Annotated in this window: 24 protein-coding genes; 10 read left to right on the forward strand and 14 right to left on the reverse strand. The window is 68.7% G+C overall.

Translation table 11 applies throughout. From position 1 onward, the window contains the following. Positions 1-7 precede the first annotated feature (7 nt). Positions 8-1,804 (forward strand): ATP-binding protein, encoded by a 1,797-nt coding sequence (locus LRH25_RS17650; RefSeq protein ID WP_141286398.1) that lies wholly within the window; start codon positions 8-10, stop codon positions 1,802-1,804. Between the two features lie 13 nt (positions 1,805-1,817). On the opposite strand, the gene flgF is transcribed toward LRH25_RS17650, so the two are convergent. The 6 genes from flgF to flgB all read right to left on the reverse strand — a co-directional run bounded on the left by flgF (position 1,818) and on the right by flgB (position 5,623). After that, positions 1,818-2,549, reverse strand: a complete 732-nt coding sequence (gene flgF / locus LRH25_RS17655) for a flagellar basal-body rod protein FlgF (RefSeq protein ID WP_141286396.1) — start codon at positions 2,547-2,549, stop codon at positions 1,818-1,820. Positions 2,550-2,568: 19 nt separating this feature from the next. Continuing rightward, positions 2,569-3,831: a flagellar hook protein FlgE gene (gene flgE / locus LRH25_RS17660; protein WP_141286394.1), complete on the reverse strand. Its 1,263-nt coding sequence runs from the start codon at positions 3,829-3,831 to the stop codon at positions 2,569-2,571. Positions 3,832-3,909: 78 nt separating this feature from the next. Next, positions 3,910-4,563, reverse strand: a complete 654-nt coding sequence (locus tag LRH25_RS17665; RefSeq protein ID WP_141286392.1) for a flagellar hook assembly protein FlgD — start codon at positions 4,561-4,563, stop codon at positions 3,910-3,912. A 43-nt stretch (positions 4,564-4,606) separates the two neighbouring features. Then, positions 4,607-5,056, reverse strand: coding sequence for a flagellar basal body rod protein FlgC (flgC, locus tag LRH25_RS17670; RefSeq protein ID WP_141286390.1), 450 nt, complete (start codon positions 5,054-5,056; stop codon positions 4,607-4,609). After that, positions 5,053-5,181: a hypothetical protein gene (locus tag LRH25_RS32840; protein ID WP_259374078.1), complete on the reverse strand. Its 129-nt coding sequence runs from the start codon at positions 5,179-5,181 to the stop codon at positions 5,053-5,055. The genes flgC and LRH25_RS32840 overlap by 4 nt, the downstream gene beginning before the upstream one ends. 28 nt (positions 5,182-5,209) lie before the next feature. Next, a complete protein-coding gene (gene flgB / locus LRH25_RS17675) occupies positions 5,210-5,623 on the reverse strand; it encodes a flagellar basal body rod protein FlgB (RefSeq protein ID WP_141286388.1) in 414 nt (137 codons plus the stop codon). A 185-nt stretch (positions 5,624-5,808) separates the two neighbouring features. On the opposite strand from flgB, the gene flgA reads away from it, so the two are divergent. From flgA to LRH25_RS17720, 9 genes are all read left to right on the forward strand, one after another. After that, positions 5,809-6,717, forward strand: coding sequence for a flagellar basal body P-ring formation chaperone FlgA (gene flgA, locus LRH25_RS17680; protein WP_231011845.1), 909 nt, complete (start codon positions 5,809-5,811; stop codon positions 6,715-6,717). Between the two features lie 112 nt (positions 6,718-6,829). Continuing rightward, positions 6,830-7,129, forward strand: a complete 300-nt coding sequence (flgM, locus tag LRH25_RS17685) for a flagellar biosynthesis anti-sigma factor FlgM (protein ID WP_141289757.1) — start codon at positions 6,830-6,832, stop codon at positions 7,127-7,129. Between the two features lie 146 nt (positions 7,130-7,275). Beyond that, positions 7,276-7,662 (forward strand): hypothetical protein, encoded by a 387-nt coding sequence (locus tag LRH25_RS17690; RefSeq protein ID WP_231011847.1) that lies wholly within the window; start codon positions 7,276-7,278, stop codon positions 7,660-7,662. 119 nt (positions 7,663-7,781) lie between these two features. After that, a complete protein-coding gene (locus LRH25_RS17695) occupies positions 7,782-9,242 on the forward strand; it encodes a M20/M25/M40 family metallo-hydrolase (RefSeq protein ID WP_231011849.1) in 1,461 nt (486 codons plus the stop codon). A 120-nt stretch (positions 9,243-9,362) separates the two neighbouring features. After that, on the forward strand, positions 9,363-9,635 hold the full coding sequence (locus LRH25_RS17700) for a type II toxin-antitoxin system Phd/YefM family antitoxin (RefSeq protein ID WP_141291180.1): 273 nt from the start codon (positions 9,363-9,365) through the stop codon (positions 9,633-9,635). 2 nt (positions 9,636-9,637) lie between these two features. Next, positions 9,638-10,048, forward strand: a complete 411-nt coding sequence (locus LRH25_RS17705; protein WP_141291182.1) for a type II toxin-antitoxin system VapC family toxin — start codon at positions 9,638-9,640, stop codon at positions 10,046-10,048. Between the two features lie 152 nt (positions 10,049-10,200). After that, positions 10,201-10,839: a YceI family protein gene (locus LRH25_RS17710; RefSeq protein WP_170201129.1), complete on the forward strand. Its 639-nt coding sequence runs from the start codon at positions 10,201-10,203 to the stop codon at positions 10,837-10,839. A gap of 143 nt (positions 10,840-10,982) precedes the next feature. Then, the gene (locus tag LRH25_RS17715; protein ID WP_231011850.1) at positions 10,983-11,903 is read left to right on the forward strand and encodes a winged helix-turn-helix domain-containing protein; all 921 of its coding nucleotides are present in this window, start codon (positions 10,983-10,985) and stop codon (positions 11,901-11,903) included. After that, positions 11,900-12,403 carry a GNAT family N-acetyltransferase gene (locus tag LRH25_RS17720; RefSeq protein WP_141289768.1) on the forward strand — a complete coding sequence of 168 codons (504 nt, stop codon included), beginning with the start codon at positions 11,900-11,902 and terminating at the stop codon, positions 12,401-12,403. The genes LRH25_RS17715 and LRH25_RS17720 overlap by 4 nt, the downstream gene beginning before the upstream one ends. A gap of 9 nt (positions 12,404-12,412) precedes the next feature. Here the strand turns inward: LRH25_RS17720 and LRH25_RS17725 are convergent, their stop codons facing one another. The 8 genes from LRH25_RS17725 to LRH25_RS17760 form a co-directional block, all read right to left on the reverse strand. Next, positions 12,413-13,249, reverse strand: coding sequence for a leucine-rich repeat domain-containing protein (locus tag LRH25_RS17725; RefSeq protein WP_141289767.1), 837 nt, complete (start codon positions 13,247-13,249; stop codon positions 12,413-12,415). Next, positions 13,246-13,653 (reverse strand): hypothetical protein, encoded by a 408-nt coding sequence (locus LRH25_RS17730; protein ID WP_141289766.1) that lies wholly within the window; start codon positions 13,651-13,653, stop codon positions 13,246-13,248. Before LRH25_RS17730 ends, LRH25_RS17725 begins: the two co-directional genes overlap by 4 nt. An 82-nt stretch (positions 13,654-13,735) precedes the next feature. Then, on the reverse strand, positions 13,736-14,665 hold the full coding sequence (locus LRH25_RS17735; protein WP_141289765.1) for a hypothetical protein: 930 nt from the start codon (positions 14,663-14,665) through the stop codon (positions 13,736-13,738). A gap of 135 nt (positions 14,666-14,800) precedes the next feature. Then, on the reverse strand, positions 14,801-16,201 hold the full coding sequence (locus LRH25_RS17740) for a multicopper oxidase family protein (RefSeq protein WP_231011851.1): 1,401 nt from the start codon (positions 16,199-16,201) through the stop codon (positions 14,801-14,803). Between the two features lie 11 nt (positions 16,202-16,212). Continuing rightward, a complete protein-coding gene (locus tag LRH25_RS17745) occupies positions 16,213-17,601 on the reverse strand; it encodes a TolC family protein (protein ID WP_231011852.1) in 1,389 nt (462 codons plus the stop codon). 116 nt (positions 17,602-17,717) lie between these two features. Continuing rightward, positions 17,718-18,122, reverse strand: a complete 405-nt coding sequence (locus LRH25_RS17750; protein ID WP_231011854.1) for a hypothetical protein — start codon at positions 18,120-18,122, stop codon at positions 17,718-17,720. 63 nt (positions 18,123-18,185) lie between these two features. Further along, entirely contained in the window at positions 18,186-18,647 is a 462-nt protein-coding gene (gene cueR, locus LRH25_RS17755; RefSeq protein ID WP_310733397.1) for a Cu(I)-responsive transcriptional regulator, read from the reverse strand. A 22-nt stretch (positions 18,648-18,669) separates the two neighbouring features. After that, positions 18,670-20,895 carry a heavy metal translocating P-type ATPase gene (locus tag LRH25_RS17760; RefSeq protein WP_310742432.1) on the reverse strand — a complete coding sequence of 742 codons (2,226 nt, stop codon included), beginning with the start codon at positions 20,893-20,895 and terminating at the stop codon, positions 18,670-18,672. Positions 20,896-20,977: the final 82 nt, after the last annotated feature.

A 20,977-nucleotide genomic window follows, 5' to 3' on the forward strand; every position in this document is an offset into this window, starting at 1 on the left:
CACGCTCATGGCCCTCGTGCTCGTTGTCGATGACCAGGCGCCCAACCGGGCGCTGGTCGTGACCCTGCTGCGCTACGCCGGTCACCGCTCGCTGGAGGCGGCCGACGGCCAGCTCGCGCTGGCACTGGTGCGCGAACACGCGCCCGAGCTGGTGATCTGTGACCTGCTGATGCCGACGATGGACGGCTACGAGTTCGTGCGCCAGTTGCGGCTGGAACCCGCCATTGCTGCCACGCACATCATCTTCTACACCGCCACCTTCATGGAAAGGGAGGCGCGCGCCCTGGCCGATGCCTGTGGTGTGAACCACGTCCTGGTGAAGCCTTGCGAGCCGGAAGAGATCCTGCGTGTGGTGGCCGAAGCCCTGTCCTCTCATCAGACGCCGGCGATCGCCCTGGACGCGGAAAGCTTCGACCGCGAGCACCTGCGTGTGCTCACCAACAAGCTCGCGTTGAAGGTCGAGGAGCTGGAGCACACCAACCACCGGATGTCGGCACTGACCGACCTGAGCCTGCAGCTGGCCTCGGAGCGAGATCCCTACGAGCTGCTCAACAAGGTCTGCCGTGGCGCACGCGGGCTCACCGGTGCCCGGCGCTCCGTGCTGGCGGCCAGGTACAAGAACGGGACCACCACGACCCACCTGGCCACATGGGGCCTGACACAGGACGAAACGACGCAGCTCAGGGCACAGCTGGACCTTGGCGCAGGGCTGCCAGGTCAGGTGATGGAAGACGGCCGGTCCCGGCGCTTCTCCTTCGAGGACGGCCAGACCCAGCTGCCACCCGGTTTTCCGCCCTGGCAGCACGGTTTGCTGGCACCCATTGTCTCGCTGCACCACAGCTATGGCTGGATCCTGCTGCTCGACAAGCTCGGCGATGGCGAGTTCAGCGCGCAGGACCTGGACCTGTTGGCGATTCACGCGGCCCAGGCCGGCCGCATCTACGAAAACGGCAGCCTCTACAAGCGGGTGCAGCACACGGCCGAACAGCTGGAGCTGGAAGTCGTCGAGCGCAAGGCCGCCGCCGCAAAACTGCGCATTGCCAACGAGACGCTGGAACTGCGCGTGCAGGAGCGCACCGCGCAATTGCACGAGATCATCGATGGTCTCGAAAGCTTCACCCGCAGCGTGTCGCACGACCTGCGCGGGCCCTTGGGCGGCATTGCCGGCGCGGCCAGGCTGGCACGCGGCTTTGTCGCGCAGCAGCGCCACGACAAGGTCGACCAATTCCTGGAGGTGATTGCGGACCAGGCCGAGCAGACCGGCAGGATGGTGGAGTCGCTGCTGGTCCTGGCGCGCTCCAGCGATGTGCAACTGCGTCGCCAGACCGTGGATGCCGGGCCCGTGGTGCAGACGGCGCTGGGCTTGCTGCAACTGCCGGATGCGCTGCCGCTGCCGGTCTGCATCGAAGCCTTGCCGCAGATCGACGCCGACCCCGATCTGGCGCAGCAGGTGTTCTTCAACCTGATCGGCAACGCCCTGAAGTTCGCCAGCGCTTCGGCACAGCCTGCATCGGTGGTGATCGGCGTGGTCGGCGACCAGCAGCCGCCCGTGCTCTTCGTGCGGGACAACGGGGTGGGATTCGATCCCAGCCAGGCAGACCGGCTGTTCAAGCCCTTCCACCGGCTTCACGGCGCGCAGTTCGCGGGCTCGGGTGTCGGCCTGTCCATCGTCAAGCGCATCGTCGACCGGCACGGCGGCCGGGTGTGGGCCGAGAGCCTGCCCGGACAGGGCGCGACCTTCTACGTCAGCTTCGGCCCGCAGGCTGTTGACGCCAATGCCGGCGAGCTGCCGGCAGGCGACTGAGCACGGCCTGCCATCAGCTGCTGCTCAGCAGCCGCGAAGCGGCCTGGTCCTGCTTCTCGGAGGTCTGCAGCAGCTTCATCTGGTGTTCGAACTGGCGCGCGGCCGAGATCATCGCCACCATGGTCTCGACAGGGCTGACGTTCGAGCCTTCGAGCGAGCCGCTTTGCACCCTGGCATTCGGATCGGCCTCCAGGTCGCCGGTGGCGGCGCGGAACAGGCCGTCTTCGCCGCGCGTGAGCAGGTTGCCGGCCTCGGGCGTCACCAGCTTGAGCTTGCCCACCGCCTGCGGCTTGCCGCCGGGCACGGTGGCCGAAATCGTGCCGTCGTCGCCGATCTGCACCTCGGCATTCGTCGGCACCGTGACAGGCCCGCCGTCGCCCATGACCTGCAGGCCATTGCGCGTGACCAGCAGGCCCTCGCTGTTGACTTCCAGCGCACCGGCTCGCGTGTAGGCCTCGGTGCCGTCCAGCCCCTGCACGGCCATCCAGGACTGGCCTTTCATCGCCACGTCCAGGTTGCGGCCGGTGACTTCCAGTGGCCCCGCGTCGCCCTTGTAGCCGATGGTGGTTTCGAGCGCATAGGCGCGCGTGGACGCGCCATCGCCGCGCACCGGCACCGAGCGGAACGCCGCCATCTGCTCGCGAAAGCCGGTGGTGTTGACGTTCGCCAGGTTGTGGCTGATCACTTCCTGGCGCTGCATCGCCGCCTTCGCGCCGGACATCGACAGGTAGATCATGCGGTCCATGGCGGATTCCTAAGTCGGGTTAGCGGAGGTTGACCAGCGTCTGCAGCACCTGGTCCATCGTCTTGATGGTCTGTGCGTTGGCCTGGTAGTTGCGCTGCGCGGTGATCATGCCGACCAGCTCACCGGTCAGGTCCACGTTGGACTCTTCCAGCGCACCGGCCTGCAGCGAGCCGATGTTGCCCACGCCAGGCGTGCCGACCACCGGGTCACCCGAGGCATAGGTGCGCTGCCAGCCGTTGCCGCCCATGGGCTGCAGGCCCTGCATGTTGCGGAAGGTCGCCAGCTCGACCTGGCCCGCCGGCTTGGACTGGCCGTTCGAGTAGCGCGCCATGATGATGCCGCTGTCGTCGATCGCGATGGACGACAGGGAACCCGGGGCGTAGCCGTCCTGCGCCAGGTTGGTCACCGCGAAGTCGGAGCCGTACTGGGTCGAGCCCTTGAAGCTCAGGTCGATGCCCGTGATCGGCAGCGTCTGCGAGCCAGCCGAATTCTGCGAGGCGGGAATGTCGAAGGTGACGCCGGTGGGCGTGGCCGAGGAGCCGTCGGACTGGAAGTCCAGCTCGGTCAGTGGTTGCGGGTCGGTGCTGCTGCCTCCGACCGAGGTGCCGTTGGCGGTCACGTAGACGTTCCACTTGTCGGTGTCGGTCTTCTGGTAGTAGTAGGTCAGCGCCACGGGCTGGCCCTTGGCGTCGTAGGTCGTCAGCGAGGTGGCCTTGTTGTAGGTCGTGGCATCGGTGAAGTTGATGCGGGGCGACACGCCGCTGCCCGGATCGGTGGTGGCCAGGCGCGAGTCCAGGTTGAACTCCATGTCGATCGACGTGGTGGCCTGGGGGCTGATGCCGGCGGTGGGCAGCTGCAGCGGCACCGCCAGGCCAGGCTGGATGGTGCCGGTGTTGTCGGCCTGGTAGCCCATCAGCTTCAGGCCCTGGTTGTTGACGATGTTGCCGGTGGAGTCGACCTTGAACTGGCCGTTGCGCGAGTAGGTGACGGGGCTGTGGCCGTCGGTCAGCTGGAAGAAGCCGCCGCCGTTGATCGCCACGTCCATCGGGTTTTCGGTGGCCGTGATGTTGCCCTGGGTGAACTGCTGCGACACCGAAGCCAGCTGCACGCCAATGCCGACATTGTTGGTGCCGGCGCCGTTGAGCGCGCTGGCATACATGTCGGCAAACTCGGCGCGCGAGGACTTGGCGCCGTAGGTGTTCGCGTTGGCAATGTTGTTGCCGATCACGTCCAGGCTCTTGGACATGACGTTCAGGCCGGAGAGGCCTTGCTGGAAGCTCATGGATTGCTCCTGGGGCTGGAAGAGGAAAGCGGAAAGACGGGGCGGAGACGGGGGAAGGCGACCTGTGCCGGCCGGCGATCAGAGGAAGGCCCAGACGGCGTCATAGGCCACCCGGTCGCCATTGGAGAGTTCCAGCGCCATCGTGTTGTTGAAGGTGCTGACGGCGGTGATCTTGTCGGTTTGCAGCGGCATCGAATCGACCGCGGCGCCCTTGGCGGTGGCGGTGACCTTGAAGGTCAGCGCATTGCCCTGGCGTTCGGTCGGAATGTCCCAGTTGAAGTCGTGGCGGCCGGCTTCGAGGTTCTTCATCGTGACCGTGTCCAGCGTGGTGCCGTCGGCCGTCTGGATCTCGACCTTGACTTCGTCCGAGGCGCTGCTGATCTCGAAGCCGCCGCTGCCCTTGCCCGCGGCCTGGGTCAGCGTGTTGCCTTCGTAAGCCACCTCGTGGCCGACCAGCGCCGCGCCCTGCATGGTCTGCATCTGCAGGAACTGCGTGTTCAGGCCGCCGACCGTGGTGTTGAGCGTTTCCAGGCCGGTGACGGTGCTGATCTGCGCCATCTGGCTGGTGACCTGCGCGTTGTCCAAAGGGTTCAGCGGATCCTGGTTCTGCATCTGCGTGACCAGCAGCTTCAGGAAGCGGTCCGAGGCCTCGCTGCTGGAGGTGCTGTTCAGCCCGGCGGTGGTGCCGGTCTTGTTCGTGCTGTTGGTGCCAGTGGCGGAATCGACGGCCATGAGGGCCTCCTATGAAATCAGGTGGGCGGGGACGGCGCGGGACTCAGCCCTGGCCCATTTGCAGCGTCTTGAGCAGCAGGCTCTTGGCCGTGTTCATGACTTCGATGTTGTTCTGGTACGAACGCGAGGACGAGATCATGTTGACCATCTCTTCGACCGGGTTCACGTTGCTGTAGGTGACATAGCCTTGCGCATCGGCCTGCGGGTGCGAAGGGTCGTGGATCTTGCGGCCGGCGGTCTGGTCTTCCTGGATGTTGGAGACCCGCACGCCGGCGCTGGCGGTCAGGCCGTCATCGCTCTGGCGGCCGGCCGAGACATTGCCGGCAGCGTCCATCAGCACCGTCTGGAACACGACCTGGCGCGCCTTGTAGGGCTGGCCATCCGGGCCGGCGACGGTGTCGACGTTGGCCAGGTTGGAGGCCACCACGTTCAGCCGCTGGCTTTGCGCGCTGACCGCACTGCCCGAGATGTCGAACACCTTGAACATGCTCATTTGGCAGCTCCTTGCGGCTTGGTGGGAACAGGAGAGACCGGGCTGCGCGGCGCAGGTGCCATCGGCCAGTCGCCGGACACGGGACGCTGCGGCGGCGAGGCGGGTTGCAAAGTCCAGTGGCTCATCTCGGGGCTCCTTCAGTCAGGCCGGGCATCAGCCCTGGCTCGGGCTCTTCATCGCGTCGGACAAGGCCTTGATCTGGCCATTCAGAAACCTCAATGTGGCCTCGTACTTGACCGAGTTCTCGGCGAAGCTGGCGCGCTCGCGGTCCATGTCGACCGAGTTGCCGTCCAGGTTGGTCTGCGAGGCGAGTGCGTATTTCAGGCCGGTCTCGCTGGTGGCGCCGGCCGCGGGCTGGATGTGGCCGGCCTGGGTCGCCGCCATGCGGCCATTCACCGCGGCGCTGCCGGTGGCTTCGCGCAGGGCTTGCGAGAAGTCCATTTCGCGGGCCGTGTAGCCAGGGGTGTCGGCATTGGCGATGTTGCTGGCAATCAGGCGCTGGCGTTCGGCCCGCAGGGACAGGGCCTGGGACTGGAAGTCCATGCTGTCGGTCAAGCGGTTGATCATGCGAACGTCCTTCAGAAGTTGCCGAGGTGAGCCGATAAGCAGGCATGGCTTGCGGCGTGGAGCGATTGTGAAAGTGCGCGCCGCCCTCTGAAGGCGCGAAATGGCGGCCACCGGCCCCGCATTTCGGACCGTCCGACAGCGCCTGGCTGCCTACAGTGCAAAACCTGACGCTCCAGGAAACTGCCATGCCAGCCCGAACCCCCGCCCTGCCCCGTACCGCCCGCCGCGCGCTGATGCAGCCGCTGCTGTGCGCTGCGCTGGCCGCGGCCTGGGCCGGCGTGTCGGCTGAAGAGATCGTCATCAACCCCGGCCTGGTGCAGACCTTGCCGCCGAACACCCGCATCATCAAACCGGCCGCCGCGCCCGCGTCCGCCCCCACAACCGCCGCTGCTGCTTCGGCAGCGACTGCGCCATCTAGCGCCATGGTGGCACCGCCGCCGCAGGACGGCGCCCTGGCGGCCCTTGGCGGCGAGCTGAGCGGCCGCATCCAGCAGCTGGCGCACGACAGCGCGGTGCTGGGCAGCGGCAACAAGAACACCCGCGTGGAGATCGAGGTCGGCGCGCTGGACCCTCGGCTGCGCCTGGCGCCTTGCCAGAAGATCGAACCCTATCTGCCGCCTGGCCTGCCGACCTGGGGCCGCACCCGCATCGGCCTGAAATGCGTGCAGGGCAGCAAGGCCTGGAACGTCAGCCTGCCGCTGACGGTGCACGTCTGGCGGACCGCGATGGTGCTGCGCGACGCCCTGCCCGCCGGCACCGTGCTGCTGGCCAGCCACCTGATGGAAGCCGAGGTCGACCTGGCCGCCGGCACCGGCATGCCGGTTGCCGAAGCCAATGGCCTGGTGGGCCGCTCGCTGCAGCGCGGCATGGCCGCCGGCAGCGCGCTGCGCCCGCCAGACCTCAAGGCACGCCAGTGGTTTGCCGCTGGCGAGACGGTGAAGGTGGTGGCCGGCGGTGCCGGCTGGGCCATCGCCACCGAAGCCCAGGCCATGAACCCGGGCATAGAGGGCCAGACCATTCGCGTGCGCACCGAGGCCGGCAAGGTCTTGATGGGCCGCGCGGTGGCCGACCGATTGGTCGAAGTGGCCTTGTGAAAACCCGCTTTTCTCGATTCGAAATGGCTAAAGTCCCGCCAAAGTGTTCCGATACAGCACCCAAGTGCACCGGATCCCTGGAGTTTCCCCGGGCCAGCAGGAGAGCAACATCATGAAGATCGGTTCCCCCGACAGCCAGCCTGGCATCAGCCAGCTGGTCAACGACCGCAAGGCCGCTGGCACCGACAAAAAATCGGGCAGCGCCGCAGCGGAACCTGTGAGTGCCGAAGTGGCCATCTCGTCCACCGCCAGCGAGCTGCGCAACGCCCCGACCGACGCGACCTTCGACACCGAGAAGGTCCAGCGCATGGCGCAAGCCATCCGCGACGGCAAGTTCGAGGTCAACGCCGGCAAGATCGCCGACAAGCTGATCAGCAACGCGCAGGAACTGCTGGGTCGCCAGCCTTCCTGAGGCCGCGCCAGCGCTGAACTTGCCCGGCCTGGTGCGCGGCTCCGCCGCACCCCAGGGCCTGAACTCGCCCAGCTCCTGCCTGTTTCCGCCGTAAGCCCGCATCGGCCCAGCGCACCCGCGCAGGCCGAGGCTCACCTGCACCCCCGATGCGCCCCAATCTCGTCCCCACCTCCGCGCCCCGCGACCTGGAAGCCACCCTGGCCGAAGTCGAAGCCCAGCTGTCGGCCCTGGGCAATGCCCTGAAGCTGCAGAATGCCCCAGCCGCCGAAGAGGCCGCTGCAGCGCTGCACCGGGCGCTGGCCCAGGCCGTCTCCCGCTTTGGCAATGCCGAGCGCAGCGGCGGCGTGCCGCCCGCGCTGCGCCGCCGCCTGGTGCGCACCAGTGGCCAGGTGGCCGCCCAGCGCGACGCCGTGGCCCGCGCCACCACCGCGCTGGACCGCGCGATCGACGTGCTGCTGCCTTCCGAAGCACCAGCCTCGTCCGTCTACGGCCAAAGCAGCGCAGGACGCACCAGCGGGCTGGCCCAGGCCTGACGCACCGCCTGCCACTGCCTCTCCAAAAGCCCGCCTTGGCGGGCTTTGTCGTTTGCGGCGCCGAAGTCCGCACCTTGAGTAAGCTCCAGCCTTCGTCAAGAACGCCAGGAACCTCTCGCATGCGCCAGCCGGCCCCGCCCTTCTGTCCCTCCCTCAAGTTCATCGCCGCTTCGTTGCTGGTGCTCGCCAGCCAGCTCGGCCAAGCGCAGACCGCCGCCCCGGCGCCCGAAGTTGACCTGGCCACGCTGGCGCGCATTCGCGACGCCGCACTGCAAAGCGACTTTGCCTGGCAGCGGCTGGCCAATCTGGCCGACAAGATCGGCCCACGGCTGGCCGGCTCGCCCGGTGCCGAGGCCGCAGCAGCCCAGGTCGGCGCCGCGATGGCGGCCGCCGGCCTCGCGGTGACGCAGCAACCCGTCAAGGTGCCGCACTGGGAGCGCGGCGAAGAGCGCGCCGAGCTGGTGGACTACGCCGGCCGCCCGGCCGGCATCACCCAGCGCCTGGTGCTGACCACGCTGGGCGGCTCGGCCGCGACGCCAGCCGCAGGCCTCACCGCGCCGGTGCTGCTGGTGCACGGCATAGACGAACTGGCCGCCCGCGCAGCCGAGGTGCCGGGCAAGATCGTGCTGATCAGCGTGCCGTTCGACCAGCACCTGGCCGACAACGGCCTGGCGGGCGCCGCCTACGGCCAAGCCGGCGAACCGCGCTTCCGCGGGCCTTCCGTGGCAGCCAAACTGGGCGCTGCCGCGGTGCTGGTGCGCTCGGTCGGCGCCGCCAACTACCGCCTGCCGCACACCGGCGCCACCGGCTTTGCGCCCGGCGTGCAGCCCTTGCCTGCCGCCGCGCTGAGCGCCGAAGACGCGATGCTGATCGAGCGCCTGGCCGCCGAAGGCCCGGTGACGATGAAGCTGGTGCTTACGCCGCGCACGCTGCCCGATGCCGACGGCCACAACGTGCTGGCCGACCTGCCCGGCCGCGAGCACCCGGACGAGGTCGTCATCGTCTCCGGCCACCTGGACAGCTGGGACCTGGGCACCGGCGCGATGGACGACGGCATGGGCGTGGCCGCGGCCATGGGCGCAGTGCAGGTGCTGAAGTCGCTGGGCCTCTCGCCGCGCCGCACGGTGCGCATGGTCGCCTGGGCCAACGAGGAAAACGGCGCCCGCGGCGGCAAGGCCTATTTCGAGTCGGTCAAGGGCAAGCTGCCCACGCAGGTCGCGGCCATCGAAAGCGACTTCGGCCTGGGCGACCCGCTGGGCTTCTTCGGCGCCATCAGCGAAGCCGAGTTGAAGCGCCTGGCGCCGGTGGCCCAGGTGCTGCGCAGCATCGGCGCCGGCGTGATGACGACCCGCGCCGGCGAAGCCGGCACCGACATCGAACCGCTGCAGCAGGCCGGCGTGCCCGGCTTCGCGCCACTGGTCGACACCCGCCACTACTTCGACTACCACCACACCGCCGCCGACACGCTGGACAAGGTCGACCCGCAAGCGCTGCGCAAGCAGGTCGCGCTGCTGGCGGTGCTGAGCTATGCCCTGGCGGAGATGAAAACGCCGCTGGCGCGCGTGCCGGCAGGGCATTGAGCCAAACCTTACCGTCCAACCGGCGGCAATGCGCGCCCCTTGCATGCCATGGGTTTACGCTCAGGCGAACGAATGTCATAACATACCGACATTCCGCAAACCTCCTGCAGGAGTCAACCCATGCCAAAACCGATCACGACGATCCCGGCGCGCCAGTTCGCACGCGATCTGGCCGGCGCCAAGCGGGCGGCCGACATGGGCCCGGTGCTGATCACCGACCGCGGCCATCCTGCGTACGCGTTGCTGCGCATCGATGACTTCTACGCGCTCGGCGGCGAGCGTCAGCCCAGTCGCAGCCTGCTGGCGCTCATGGACGGGCTGCCAGAGACGGGCGGGATTGACTTCGAGCCACCGCGCCTGATCGACCAGCCTGTGGCGGCCGATCTGGACTGAACATGTTCCTGCTCGATACGAACGTCGTCTCCGAGCTGCGAACGGGCAAGAAGCAACCCTCGGCCACGGTGCGCAGTTGGGCGGCGCAATTGCCGGCAGAGCAGTTCTATCTGTCGGCCGTCGTGCTGCTGGAGTTGTGGCTGGGTTACGAGCTCAAGGCGCGCACCGACGCAGCCCAGGCAGCCGGTCTCAAGGCATGGATCGAGGGGCTGGAAGCTGCCTATGACGGTCGAACGCTGCCCTTCACAGCGCGCGGCGCGCGACTGTGCGCGCCTCTGCACGTCCCCAATCCGCGCGCTTGGCGCGACTCCGTGATCGCAGCCACTGCGCTGGAGCACGGCATGACGCTCGTCACCCGCAACGTGCGGGACTTTGCCGGAACCGGCGTGCGACTCATCGATCCATTCGTTTGATGCATGGAACAGCCGCTGACGCGAACGCTCGCCAGCGGGCGGCGCAGCATCGGTTTCAGCCCGAATCAGGACTTTTCAGGGCGGTTTCAGGACGACTTCGGGCCCCGCTGGCTACAAAGCGGGCCGTTGTCATCCACCGAACCGAGGAGTCCATGTCCGCTTTCAAAACCGCCCGCCGGGCCGCCCTGGCGGCTGCGCTGGTCCTGTCGGCCGCTGCGGCGCCCTGCGCGCCCGTCACCTACACCATCGTCAGCAAGCTCTCCCGCGTCAGCTTTTCGCTGGAGCACCAGGGCTTCATCCAGCTCTTCGGCACGCTGCGCATGGCGCCAGGCAGCTTCAGCTTCGATGACGAGGACTGGAAGAACTCGGCGATTGCCGTGAGCATGCCGACACGCTCGCTGGACATGGGCGACGCGACCTGGAACCAGCAGATCCGTGGCGACGATGCCTGGGCCAAGCTGTTCAAGAGCCCCACCGTGGGTTTCCGCAGCACCAGACTCGAACGCATTGACGCCACGCATGGCACGCTGGCCGGCGAGTTGACGCTGGCCGGCGTGACCAAGCCGGTCCTGCTGCAGCTGCGCTTCAACAAGCTGGGCGTCAACCAGATCACCAAGTTCGCCTCGGTCGGCTTCTCCGCCACCACCTCCATCAAGCGCTCCGATTACGGCCTGAACGCCTATTCGGACCTGGTGGGCGACGAACTCGCGGTGCAGATCCAGATCGAGGCCGCCGCCGGGGCAGACGGGGATGCTCGCAACAAGAACGCGGCCAACGGCGTGAAACGCTGAAGGGCCGCGCCATGCGCGCAGCCGCCGCACGCCGCAGGCGGCTGCGGCGCGGCTGGGCCAGTGGCGGCGGCGCTCCGCTGCGCGCCAGCATGCGTAAGATCCCGGCCACGCCGCGAGCCACAACGCGGCGACCCAGGGAGCACATGGACACACAAGGGCACGCAGCCTCGCCCACCACATTCCGCCTCGGCGACTGGCAGGTCGACCCCGCCACCGACCGCCTCTGGCGCGGCGGCGAGGCCACGCCGCTGGACAGTCGGGCAATGGCCATGCTGGCGCACCTGGCCAGCCGCCCTGGCGAAGTCGTCAGCATCGACGAACTGCTCTCGGCCGCCTGGGCCGACGTCGTCGTCTCGCAGGATTCCGTCTACCAGGCCATCACCACGCTGCGCCGCGCCTTGGGCGACAGCACCCGCGAGCCCAGCTACATCGCCACCGTGCCGCGCCGCGGCTACCGGCTGATCGCGGCGGTGGGCCCCGTCGAGCCAGCACCGCGGGCCGTCGCCGCAGCCGAGGCTGCACCGGCCGTGGCATCCGGCCCGCCGCCCAGCCCAGCGCCTGCCGCGCATCAAGGCCGCAAGGCGGCGCGCCTCGTCAGCGCCCTGGCCATCCTGCTGCTCGCACTCACGCTGGGCCTGGCCTGGTGGGCGCCATGGCACAGCGCGCCCGGCACCTCGGTCGCCGTGATGCCCTTCCTGGACCTCACCAACGCGATGGATGAAGAGCCCTTCGCCGACGGCATGACCGAGCAGTTGATCGAAAGCCTGGCCCACCTGCCCGGCGTGCGCGTGCCCTCCCGCACCTCGACCTTCTTCTACAAGGACAAGCAAGCCACCATCCCCGAGATCGCCCACGCACTGGACGTGGCCTACGTGCTCGAAGGCAGCGTGCGCAAATCCGGCCAGACCCTGCGCGTCACCGCCCGCCTCGTCCGCGCCAGCGACGCCACCCAACTCTGGTCCGAAACCTACGACCGCCAGGCGACCGACGTGCTGGCGATTCAGGATGACATTGCGGCAAAAGTGGGTCGGGCGCTGGCAGCGGCCTGGGGCGGACAGAAATGAGCCACCACGCGATCCGCCCGGCCGCCCACTCGGACATCGATGCCCTGCGGGTGCTTCGCAACCACTACGTCGCAAATTCCTTCGCCACCTTCGACGAAGTACTGCTGTCCGAGCAGGACATGCGGTCATGGCTCGCCGTCTTCGATCCGGGCTCGCCGCACCAGCTCTGGCTGGCCATGGACGGCGACCAACTGCTCGGCTGCGCCTGCAGCCAGCCCTATCGCGCCCATCCGGCCTTCCGCTTCACCATCGAGACCAGCATCTACGTCGCCCCCGGCCAGACGGGCCGCCGGCACGGCGAACAGCTCTACCAAACCCTGTTCGCCTTCCTCGCGCCGCACGAACTGCGCAAGGCCGTGGTCGGCATCGCCCTGCCCAACGAAGCCTCGCTGGCCCTTCACCGCAAACTCGGCTTCACCGAAGTCGGCACCTTCCACGACTACGCCGTGAAGCACGGGCGCAGCATCCGCTCGATGTGGATGGAGCGAGATTTGGCCTGAGTGCGGGACTCAGCAACGCAGCGAGATGCCGCGCTCTCGCAGTGCCGCCCGCTGCCCATCGTTCAGCACAATGCCGTCGAGCCAGGCGCGCTGCAAACGCTGCAGCCGCAGCAGCAAGCGTGTCACGCGCTCCGGGTCCAGCGACGCCTGGTGTTCGTAGCCACCCAGTGAGACGTAGCGCAGCTCGGGCAGTTCGGTCAGCAGTTCCAGGTGCGCTTCGGTGAGTGGCGTGGCCCACAAGTCGAGCTCTTGGAGAGACTGCATCGCGACCAGATGGCGCAGGCCTGCGGCGGTCATGCGCGTGCCGCCGAGGTCCAGTGAGGCCAAGTGTGCCTCGCGGCCGAGCCAGCGGGCCATGCGGTCGTCGAACGCCGTGGCTTCCAGGTCCAGCGAGCGCAACGCCGGCAGCGAGGCGACCGCGGCAAACGAGGCGAGGGTCAGCTCCGCGCCCTGGATGCCCAGCACCCGCAGCGACTGGCATTCACACACCGCCAGCAGGTCCTGCGCAGTCAAGGACAGATTGGCATTCAGCACCTGCAGGTCAGCTGCCTTGCCAAAGCCTCGAAGCCGCTGGCCTTGCGCCACGACGCGCAGCACGTCCAACTGCCTGAGCCCCGGCAGCTGAACAATCTGATTCAGCGCCAGACGGGTCACATCGCACCAAAGCCAGATTTGCTCGACCGAGGTCACGACCTGCAGGCGGCGGGCCTGCCGCACGGTCACCAGCGGAATGTGGGTCAGCGAGATCTGCCGGACCGGCCCCAACGTCGCCAAGCGCCGCGCGGACAGCTCGTCCACCTCGCCGACGAAGCTGACCGCCGAGGCGCCCTGCACATCACTGCTCACGTGCCGGCTCGGCGCGCTGCTGGCTGCAGCACGGGTTCGATGCCGCCGGGCAGCTCGCCTTCGCTTGCAGCGGCCTCTTCCATCGCCATCAACCAGCGCGCGTCCATTTCGCTGTCAATGTGGTTGCGCATCTGGCGCAGCAACACCGTCGCGTGGGGCCAGGAGATTTCAACCTCGTGCACTGAATGCCACCCTCGCCGGGTGCCTTCCCAATACTCCACGCGCTGGAACACCACTGGCTTTGCGTAGCCCAAGCGCAGGAACTCATTGTTGGGCCCACGTGCCGAAAGCAGAGGAAAGTGGAGGCAGTGGCGACTGCCGTCGATGCCCTGGAAGCGCGCCTCCAGCGAGCCGCCCTCCCGGAGCATCTCGACACTCAGCACAGCGGCAATGGCAGGCAGCATGGGCGTGGCGACAGATGGGAGGAAACACGATTCTGGCGCCTGCCAGGCGTTTGCATGGGCGCCCTCCCGGCGCACCGCTGCCTCATTCCCCCACAGTCGAAGGCGTCGCGAGGAAGCTGTTCACCAGGCCCTGGTCGTTCGCGTACCAGCCGACAATGCGGCCGTTGGCCGCGATGCGCCACGGGTACGCGCCCTGCGTGGCTTCGGCCGGGCCGACCGGGATGAACTTGCCGGCGCGGTACAGGAAGCCTCTGATGATGTAATCGACCGGGTCCTGGTAGAAGCCGACGATGTCGCCGCTGTCGTTGATGTCCATCAGCTGCGTGTAGGGCGACCCGGGGTAGTCCAGCGTGGTCACGGTGCCGCCGGCGCCGCGCACGAAGCCGTGATAGACGGAGTCCGCGTCGATGTACACGCCCACGGCGGTGCCCGCCTTGTTCAGGCCCCAGGGGATGGTCAGGCCCACCGCACCGGGCGCGTCGAACGGCACGACGCCGCCAGCCTCGGTCCAGAGAAAGCCGCTGGTGGTGAGGATGCCGTACTGATCGGGGTCGTGGTCGTAGGAGCCAACCACGGTGTCGAGGTTGTTGAGCGCATCGACACGCGTCATCACGGCGCCGGGGACTTCGATCGCGGTCTTCTGCTTGCCCCGGATGAGCAGGGCCTGCGAGGACCGGTCCCGGTGGGTCAGGTTGGCCACCAGGTGGCGCTTGTCGTTGACATCGTCAAAGCTGTAGACAGCAGGCTCGACCGCTGGAAGCTTGCGGTACATGCCGTCTCGGTAGCTGAAGGGCCGGATCACCACGCTCTGGCCTTGCGGCTGCTGGTAACTGCCGACGATGGTGCCGTCGGCGGTGATGCCCGACGCCTGGGTGGCCAGGCCGCCGTCCACATGGAGCAGCGTGTAGCCGAAGTCGGCGGCGTGAGCCGCCGTGGTCAGCAGTGCGGACAGGGCCAGCAAGGTGGCGGCGCGGGCGCATCGGCGTTCGATGCGGAGAGTCTTGAACAGCATGGCGTCGTACCGGTAGGAGTTGACTGGACGCTGCGGACGCCTACGCACGAGGGTAATCGTGGCCGGCGTGGCCGAGCGGCGCATCATAGACCGGCCCCGGCAGGCCCCCGGCACCGCGCACGATGCGCCTGCAGCTCAATGCCCCATGTCGTGGCCCATGTGCCCTTCATGCCCGCCATGTTCCATGGGCTTGCGTGCTTCGGGCAGGTTGGCCTCCGCCTGCGGCGCCGCACCGCGCACCGGCACTGGCAGCTCACCGGTGTATTCCCTGGCCTGTGTGCCGGCTGCATGTTTGAACCAGCCAGGGTCGCGGTAGTCGCCGGGCTTCTGGTCGTCGCGGACCTTGAGGACGCTGAACATGCCGCCCATGCCGATGGCGCCGAAGGGGCCTTGGCCGGTCATCATGGGCAGGGTGTTGTCGGGCAGCGGCATTTCCATTTCGCTCATCTCGTGCATGCCTTTGTCGCCCATCTGCATGTAGTCGGGCAGCAGGCGGATGATCTTTTCGGTGGCGGCGCGCTGGTCCACGCCGATCATCGTGGGCACGTCGTGGCCCATCGCGTTCATCGTGTGGTGGGACTTGTGGCAGTGCAGCGACCAGTCGCCGGCCACGGCGTTGAACTCCAGCGCGCGCATCTGGCCGACGGCCACGTCGGTCGTCACTTCCGGCCAGCGGGCCGAGGGTGGCACCCAGCCGCCGTCGGTGCCGGTGACCTCGAAGCGGTGGCCGTGCAGGTGCATCGGGTGGTTGGTCATTGTCAGGTTGCCGACGCGGATGCGCACGCGGTCGCCGGTGCGGGCGACCAGCGGGTCGATGCCCGGGAAGACGCGGCTGTTCCAGGTCCAGAGGTTGAAGTCCAGCATGGTGTTGACGCTGGGCGTGGCGGCGCCGGGCTGGATGTCGTAGGCAGCCAGCAGGAAGGCGAAGTCGCGGTCCACGCGGTGCTGGCGCGGGTCTTTCGGGTGCACGATGATGAGGCCCATCATGCCCATGGCCATCTGCAGCATTTCGTCTGCATGCGGGTGGTACATGTAGGTACCTGAATGGTTCATCACGAACTCGTAGACATAGGTCTTGCCGGGGGCGATGGCAGGCTGTGTGAGGCCGGTCACGCCGTCCATGCCCGAAGGGATGATCAGGCCGTGCCAGTGCGTGCTGGTGGGTTCGGGCAGGCGGTTGGTGACGAAGATACGCACGCGGTCGCCTTCGACGGCCTCAATGGTCGGACCAGGGCTGGTGCCGTTGTAGCCCCACAGCCTGGCCTTCATGCCAGGCGCGAGTTCTCGCACCACCGGCTCGGCCACCAGGTGGAATTCCTTGACGTTGTTCTTCATGCGCCAGGGCAAGGACCAGCCGTTGAGCGTGACGACCGGGTTGAACGGCCGGCCGCTCGGCGGCAGCGGTGGCGGCTGGGTGGCAGCAGACGGTGCTTCGGTGGCTTCGGGGACCGCAGCCACGGCGGCGCGGCTGACGGCTGCGGCGCCCACGGCGGTGGCGCCGGCGGCGCGCAGGAAATGTCGGCGGGAAGAAGTCATGGGGATTGCTTTCACTGGCCAGGCTGCGGCAGCGGGCCGGCCAGGGCTTGTTGCAGGTCGGCGTCGGCGAGCCAGAAGTCGCGCAGCGCTTCGGTGTAGCCGGTGACGCTGGTGATCTGTTCGCGCGCGTCGGCCAGCAGCTCGAAGACGCTGAGCAGCATGCCGTTGTAGCGAAGCTGGTTCTCGTCGGCGATGCGCTGCTGCAGCGGCAGCACTTCATCGCGGTAGTGGCGCGCCAGCGCGTGAGCCGTGAGGTAAGCCGAGCTGGACTCGCGCACTTCGGAGCGGGCATTCACCGCCACCTCGGCCGCGTGGTGCACGGCCTGGCCGTACTGCAGCTCGGCCTGCACCGCAGCCGGGCTGCCACCGGCGCCGAAGTCGAACAGCGGCAGCGTGAGTTCCAGCTCGAAGCCGCGCCGCGTGGCCTCGCCGGTCTGGCCGTGGCGGGCCAGCGTGAGGTTCGGGTCCAGCAGGTTGACGAAGCCGGTGCGCTGGGTGAGGCCCAGCTGGCGCGCCGTGGCTTCGGCGCTGCGGCGAGCCTGCAGCACGTCCAGGCGCCGGTCCATCGCGGCCTGCTCGGCTTGCACCAGCGCAGCCGGCTGGGCTGGCAAGTCGGGCAGGCGCTCGGGCAGTTGCAGCTTGCCAAGTTCTTCGCTGGACAGGCCCAGTGCCTTCACCAGCTGTTCACGCTCGGCGACCGCGCGGTGCTGGGCGCGCAGCAGCTGCGCGGTGGCATCCGCATCGAAGGACTGCTGGCGCATCTGCGCGAGCTTGTTGAAGTTGCCGGCCTGCTGCATGCGGGTGGCCAGCTCGCGCGAGGCTTCGGCAGCCAACTTGACCTGCTGGGCGTAGGCGACCAAGGCCTGCGCGGCCACCGCGTTGAAGAACGCGCGCCGGGCCTGGGTGGCCACGGCCACGGCGTCGCTCGCCGCTTGCAGCTTGGCCTGCTTGAAGTGCTGCTGGCCGAGTTCGCTCGCCAGCGGCAGCGTCAACAGGCCCAGCAGGTTGAACAGCACCGCGCTGTCGATCTCGGTCACGCCGCCGCCGCTCATGCGGCCGTAGCGCAGCGCGGGGTTGGCCAGGCGGCCGGCCTGCACGCGCTCAGCCTCGGCGAGGCCCAGCTCGGCAAAGCGGGCCTGCAGGCCGCGGTTGTGCAGCAGCGCCAGCTCGACTGCGGCCTCAGCGCTGAGCGGCTGTTGCAACAGTTCGGTGACGCGGGTTTGCGCGGCGGCTTCGTCGGCCGGCGTGCGCTGCCAGCGCGGCACCTGGCCGCTGCGGGCCTGGGTCAGCCGGGCAACGTCGCCGAAGCCGCCGTCTGGTGAAAACGAGGCACAGCCACCGAGCACGGCCAGCGCGGCCAGCGCCGCGGTGCTGCGAACGGGGAAAAAAGATATGAACATGGATGCAGTGCGCAAGGCGCCGGCAAGCCCGCAGGCCGCCAGCCAGCACCCGCGACCAGCGCGGGCGAGCTTCACCCGTCAAAACGAAACGGGTGCCATCGGCCCGAAAGGCCGCTTCAGCCGGTCGCTCTGGGCGGCCGCTCTTGCCCGCCCGAGACAAAGCTCGGCGCGGGCGCCAACAGGTGCGGGTAGCGCACGGTGGCCAGCGCCTGCGCCACTGGCAGCAGCGGCTCGGTGGCCGGCAGCGGCGTCATCGCGCAGAAGTCGCAGCAGGTGTTGCACTTGGCGAGCTCGCCAGAGGCCTGTGCGTGATGCGCCTGCCCGGTCTGTGCCTCATGCGCCTGCATGTGCGCATGGTCATGCATGGTCATGCCCGCAGGCACGGCCGACAGCTGCAGCTGCGCTGCCTGGCCGCCCGGGCACAGCATGGCCGCAGCCACCGCGCCGCGCAGGGGCAGCAGCACAGCCAGCAGCATCAGCAGGCAAAGTCGGCACAGTCGGTAGAAGCGAAGCGTCTTCACGCCCGCAGTATCAGGCCTTTCCGGGTGGGGAGGTCAAGCCCCTGGCCACGGGAATCGGGGCATTCATGCAGATGCCTTGCCCGGCCTCAAACCGCTGCGCGGACCGTGCGCCACGGCCACCGGCTCGCCCTGGGCCAGGTTGTCGAGGATGGGGCAGTCTGGCCGGTCGTCGCCGTGGCAGCAGTGCACCAGGTGCTGCAGCGTGGACTTCATGGCCTGCAGTTCCTGCAGCTTCTGATCGAGCTCCTGCAAATGTGCCTCGGCCAGGGCCTTGACCTGGCGGCTGGGCCGGCGGCGGTTTTGCCACAGGCCCAGCAGCTCGCGGATCTGCTCGATGGAGAAGCCCAGGTCGCGGGACTGGCGCACGAAGCGCAGCGTGGCGATGTCCTTCTCGCTGTACTGCCGGTAGCCGGCCTCGGTGCGGCTGGCCTCGGGGAACAGGCCCACGCTTTCGTAGTGGCGGATCATCTTGGCCGAGACGCCGGAGGCCTTGGCGGCCTCGCCGATGTTCATGGGTGGGGACATGCGCGCTCCTGGGTTCGCGGGTTCATTCGGGAAGCTCATCGGCCGCGCCGCGCCAGCGCCGCAGCAGCAGCGCATTGCTGACCACGCTGACACTGCTGAAGGCCATCGCTGCGCCGGCAATCACCGGGCTGAGCAGGCCGGCCGCGGCCAGCGGAATGCCCAGCACGTTGTAGGCAAAGGCCCAGAACAGGCCCTGGCGGATCTTGGCGTAGGTGCGGCGCGAAACGTCGATGGCGTCTGCCACCAGCCGGGTGTCGCCACGCATCAGCGTGATGCCGGCGGCTTCCATCGCCACGTCGGTGCCGGTGCCCATGGCCATGCCCACGTCGGCCGCGGCCAGCGCGGGGGCGTCGTTGATGCCGTCGCCCACCATCGCCACATGCTCGCCAGCCGCACGCAGGGCTTCGATGACGGCGGCCTTGTCGCCAGGCAGCACCTCGGCGCGCACTTCGCGAATGCCCAGCACCTGCGCCACGGCCTGCGCGCTGCCAGCGTTGTCGCCCGTCAGCAGCAAGGTCTTCAGGCCCAGCGCATGCAGGCGCTGCACGGCCTGCCTGGCCTCGGGCTTGAGCGTGTCGCCAAAGGCCAGCAGCCCAAGCAGGCGCGCGCCGCCTGCCGGTTCCTGGGCCATCAGCCAGGACAACGTGCGGCCGTCCTTCGCGAATTGCGCCGCCTCGGCGGAAAGCGCGCCAGGCACCAGGCCACGCTCCTGCAACAGCCGGCTGCTGCCCAGCGCCAGCAACTGGCCTTCGACGGTGGCCTCCAGCCCGCGGCCAGGCAGCGCGCGGGCGGCTTGCGCGGCGGGCAATGATTTCGGCGCAGCGTCCAGCACGGCGCGAGCCAGCGGGTGGTCGCTGGTCAGCTGCAGCGCGGCGGCCAGGCGCAGCAGTTCGTCGCGCGAGCCGCCCGGCACAGGCACGGCGGCCACCAGCGTGGGCTTGCCGGCCGTCAAGGTGCCGGTCTTGTCGAAGACCACGGTGGTGACGCCATGCGCCACTTCGAGCGCCTCGGCGTCCTTGATCAGGATGCCCTGGCGCGCGGCCACACCGGTGCCGGCCATGATGGCGGTGGGCGTGGCCAGGCCCAGCGCGCAGGGGCAGGCAATGACCAGCACCGCCACTGCGTTGATCAGCGCACGCTCCCAGTCACCGGTGGCGCCGGCCCAGCCCAGCAGCGTGAGCAAGGCAATGCCCAGCACCACCGGCACGAAGACGGCGCTGACCTGGTCGACGATGCGCTGGATCGGGGCCTTGGCGGCCTGGGCGGACTCGACCATGCGGATGATGCGGGCCAATGTGGTCTCGGCGCCCACGGCTTGCGTGAGCACCAGCAGCAGGCCTTCGCCGTTGATCGCGCCGCCAGTCACATGCTCGCCCACGCCCTTGGCCACCGGCAGGCTTTCGCCGGTCAGCAGCGATTCGTCCAGGTGGCTGTGGCCTTCGGTGACCTTGCCGTCCACCGGCACCCGCTCGCCGGGCTTCACGACCACCAGGTCACCCACGAGCACCTGCGCCACCGGCAGCGACAGCTCCTGCCCGCCGCGCCGCACGCGGGCCGTGCTGGGCCGCAGCGCGTTCAGCGCGCGGATCGCGTCGGCCGTCTGCCGCTTGGCGCGGGCTTCCAGCCACTTGCCCAGCAGCACCAGCGTGATGACGGCCGCCGAAGACTCGAAGTACAGGTGCGCCATGCCGTGGCCGCCGTGGCGAGCCAGTTCATAGACCGACAGCCCGTAGGCCGCCGAGGTGCCCAGCGCCACCAGCAGGTCCATGTTGCCGGCCCCCGCCCGCAGCGCCTTCCAGCCGGCACGGTAGAAGCGCGCGCCCAGCCCAAACTGCACGGGCGTGGCCAGCGCCAGCTGCCAGGCGCCGCCCAGCATCCAGTGCAGGCCGAACAGTTCCAGCAGCATGGGCGTGACCAGCGGCAGCGTCAGCAGCGCGCCGACCGCCACCGGCCACCAACTGGGCCAGGCAGACGCAGCCGGCAAAGGCGCGGGCGTCTCCGGCACCACGCTGGCACCGTAGCCCGCCTTCTCCACCGCAGCCGCCAGCGCCGCCACCGGCACGCTGGGCAAGGCCTGCACCGAGGCCCGCTCGGTCGCCAGGTTCACCGAAGCCGACGCCACGCCCGGCACCTTCAGCAAGGCCTTCTCGACCCGCGCCACGCAGGAGGCGCAGCTCATGCCCGTCACGTCGAGCTGGACCAGCCCCTGGGGCGGGGCCTTGGCGGACGAGACGGTGGCGGTGGTCATTCAGTGGCTCCGGGGAGAAAATGGATCATGCACAGGTCAGGCAGTTGGTGTCGATTCTCAGGATTCCAACCGTGGCAAGGTC

Origin of the sequence: Ideonella azotifigens, from assembly GCF_021043325.1 — a bacterium.
Classification (GTDB): Bacteria; Pseudomonadota; Gammaproteobacteria; order Burkholderiales; family Burkholderiaceae_C; genus Ideonella; species Ideonella azotifigens.

Excerpts from the sequence above, each read along its gene's own strand:
- cueR (WP_310733397.1), bottom strand. The coding sequence starts at position 18,647 with ATGTCCCCACCCATGAACATCGGCGAGGCCGCCAAGGCCTCCGGCGTC.
- LRH25_RS17740 (WP_231011851.1), bottom strand. The coding sequence starts at position 16,201 with ATGACTTCTTCCCGCCGACATTTCCTGCGCGCCGCCGGCGCCACCGCC.
- LRH25_RS17700 (WP_141291180.1), top strand. The coding sequence starts at position 9,363 with ATGCCAAAACCGATCACGACGATCCCGGCGCGCCAGTTCGCACGCGAT.
- LRH25_RS17710 (WP_170201129.1), top strand. The coding sequence starts at position 10,201 with ATGTCCGCTTTCAAAACCGCCCGCCGGGCCGCCCTGGCGGCTGCGCTG.
- LRH25_RS17650 (WP_141286398.1), top strand. The coding sequence starts at position 8 with ATGGCCCTCGTGCTCGTTGTCGATGACCAGGCGCCCAACCGGGCGCTG.
- flgM (WP_141289757.1), top strand. The coding sequence starts at position 6,830 with ATGAAGATCGGTTCCCCCGACAGCCAGCCTGGCATCAGCCAGCTGGTC.
- flgA (WP_231011845.1), top strand. The coding sequence starts at position 5,809 with ATGCCAGCCCGAACCCCCGCCCTGCCCCGTACCGCCCGCCGCGCGCTG.
- LRH25_RS17705 (WP_141291182.1), top strand. The coding sequence starts at position 9,638 with ATGTTCCTGCTCGATACGAACGTCGTCTCCGAGCTGCGAACGGGCAAG.
- flgC (WP_141286390.1), bottom strand. The coding sequence starts at position 5,056 with ATGAGCATGTTCAAGGTGTTCGACATCTCGGGCAGTGCGGTCAGCGCG.
- LRH25_RS17745 (WP_231011852.1), bottom strand. The coding sequence starts at position 17,601 with ATGTTCATATCTTTTTTCCCCGTTCGCAGCACCGCGGCGCTGGCCGCG.
- LRH25_RS32840 (WP_259374078.1), bottom strand. The coding sequence starts at position 5,181 with ATGAGCCACTGGACTTTGCAACCCGCCTCGCCGCCGCAGCGTCCCGTG.
- flgF (WP_141286396.1), bottom strand. The coding sequence starts at position 2,549 with ATGGACCGCATGATCTACCTGTCGATGTCCGGCGCGAAGGCGGCGATG.
- LRH25_RS17715 (WP_231011850.1), top strand. The coding sequence starts at position 10,983 with ATGGACACACAAGGGCACGCAGCCTCGCCCACCACATTCCGCCTCGGC.
- LRH25_RS17695 (WP_231011849.1), top strand. The coding sequence starts at position 7,782 with ATGCGCCAGCCGGCCCCGCCCTTCTGTCCCTCCCTCAAGTTCATCGCC.
- LRH25_RS17760 (WP_310742432.1), bottom strand. The coding sequence starts at position 20,895 with ATGACCACCGCCACCGTCTCGTCCGCCAAGGCCCCGCCCCAGGGGCTG.
- LRH25_RS17735 (WP_141289765.1), bottom strand. The coding sequence starts at position 14,665 with ATGCTGTTCAAGACTCTCCGCATCGAACGCCGATGCGCCCGCGCCGCC.
- LRH25_RS17665 (WP_141286392.1), bottom strand. The coding sequence starts at position 4,563 with ATGGCCGTCGATTCCGCCACTGGCACCAACAGCACGAACAAGACCGGC.
- LRH25_RS17720 (WP_141289768.1), top strand. The coding sequence starts at position 11,900 with ATGAGCCACCACGCGATCCGCCCGGCCGCCCACTCGGACATCGATGCC.
- flgE (WP_141286394.1), bottom strand. The coding sequence starts at position 3,831 with ATGAGCTTCCAGCAAGGCCTCTCCGGCCTGAACGTCATGTCCAAGAGC.
- flgB (WP_141286388.1), bottom strand. The coding sequence starts at position 5,623 with ATGATCAACCGCTTGACCGACAGCATGGACTTCCAGTCCCAGGCCCTG.
- LRH25_RS17730 (WP_141289766.1), bottom strand. The coding sequence starts at position 13,653 with ATGCTGCCTGCCATTGCCGCTGTGCTGAGTGTCGAGATGCTCCGGGAG.
- LRH25_RS17690 (WP_231011847.1), top strand. The coding sequence starts at position 7,276 with ATGCGCCCCAATCTCGTCCCCACCTCCGCGCCCCGCGACCTGGAAGCC.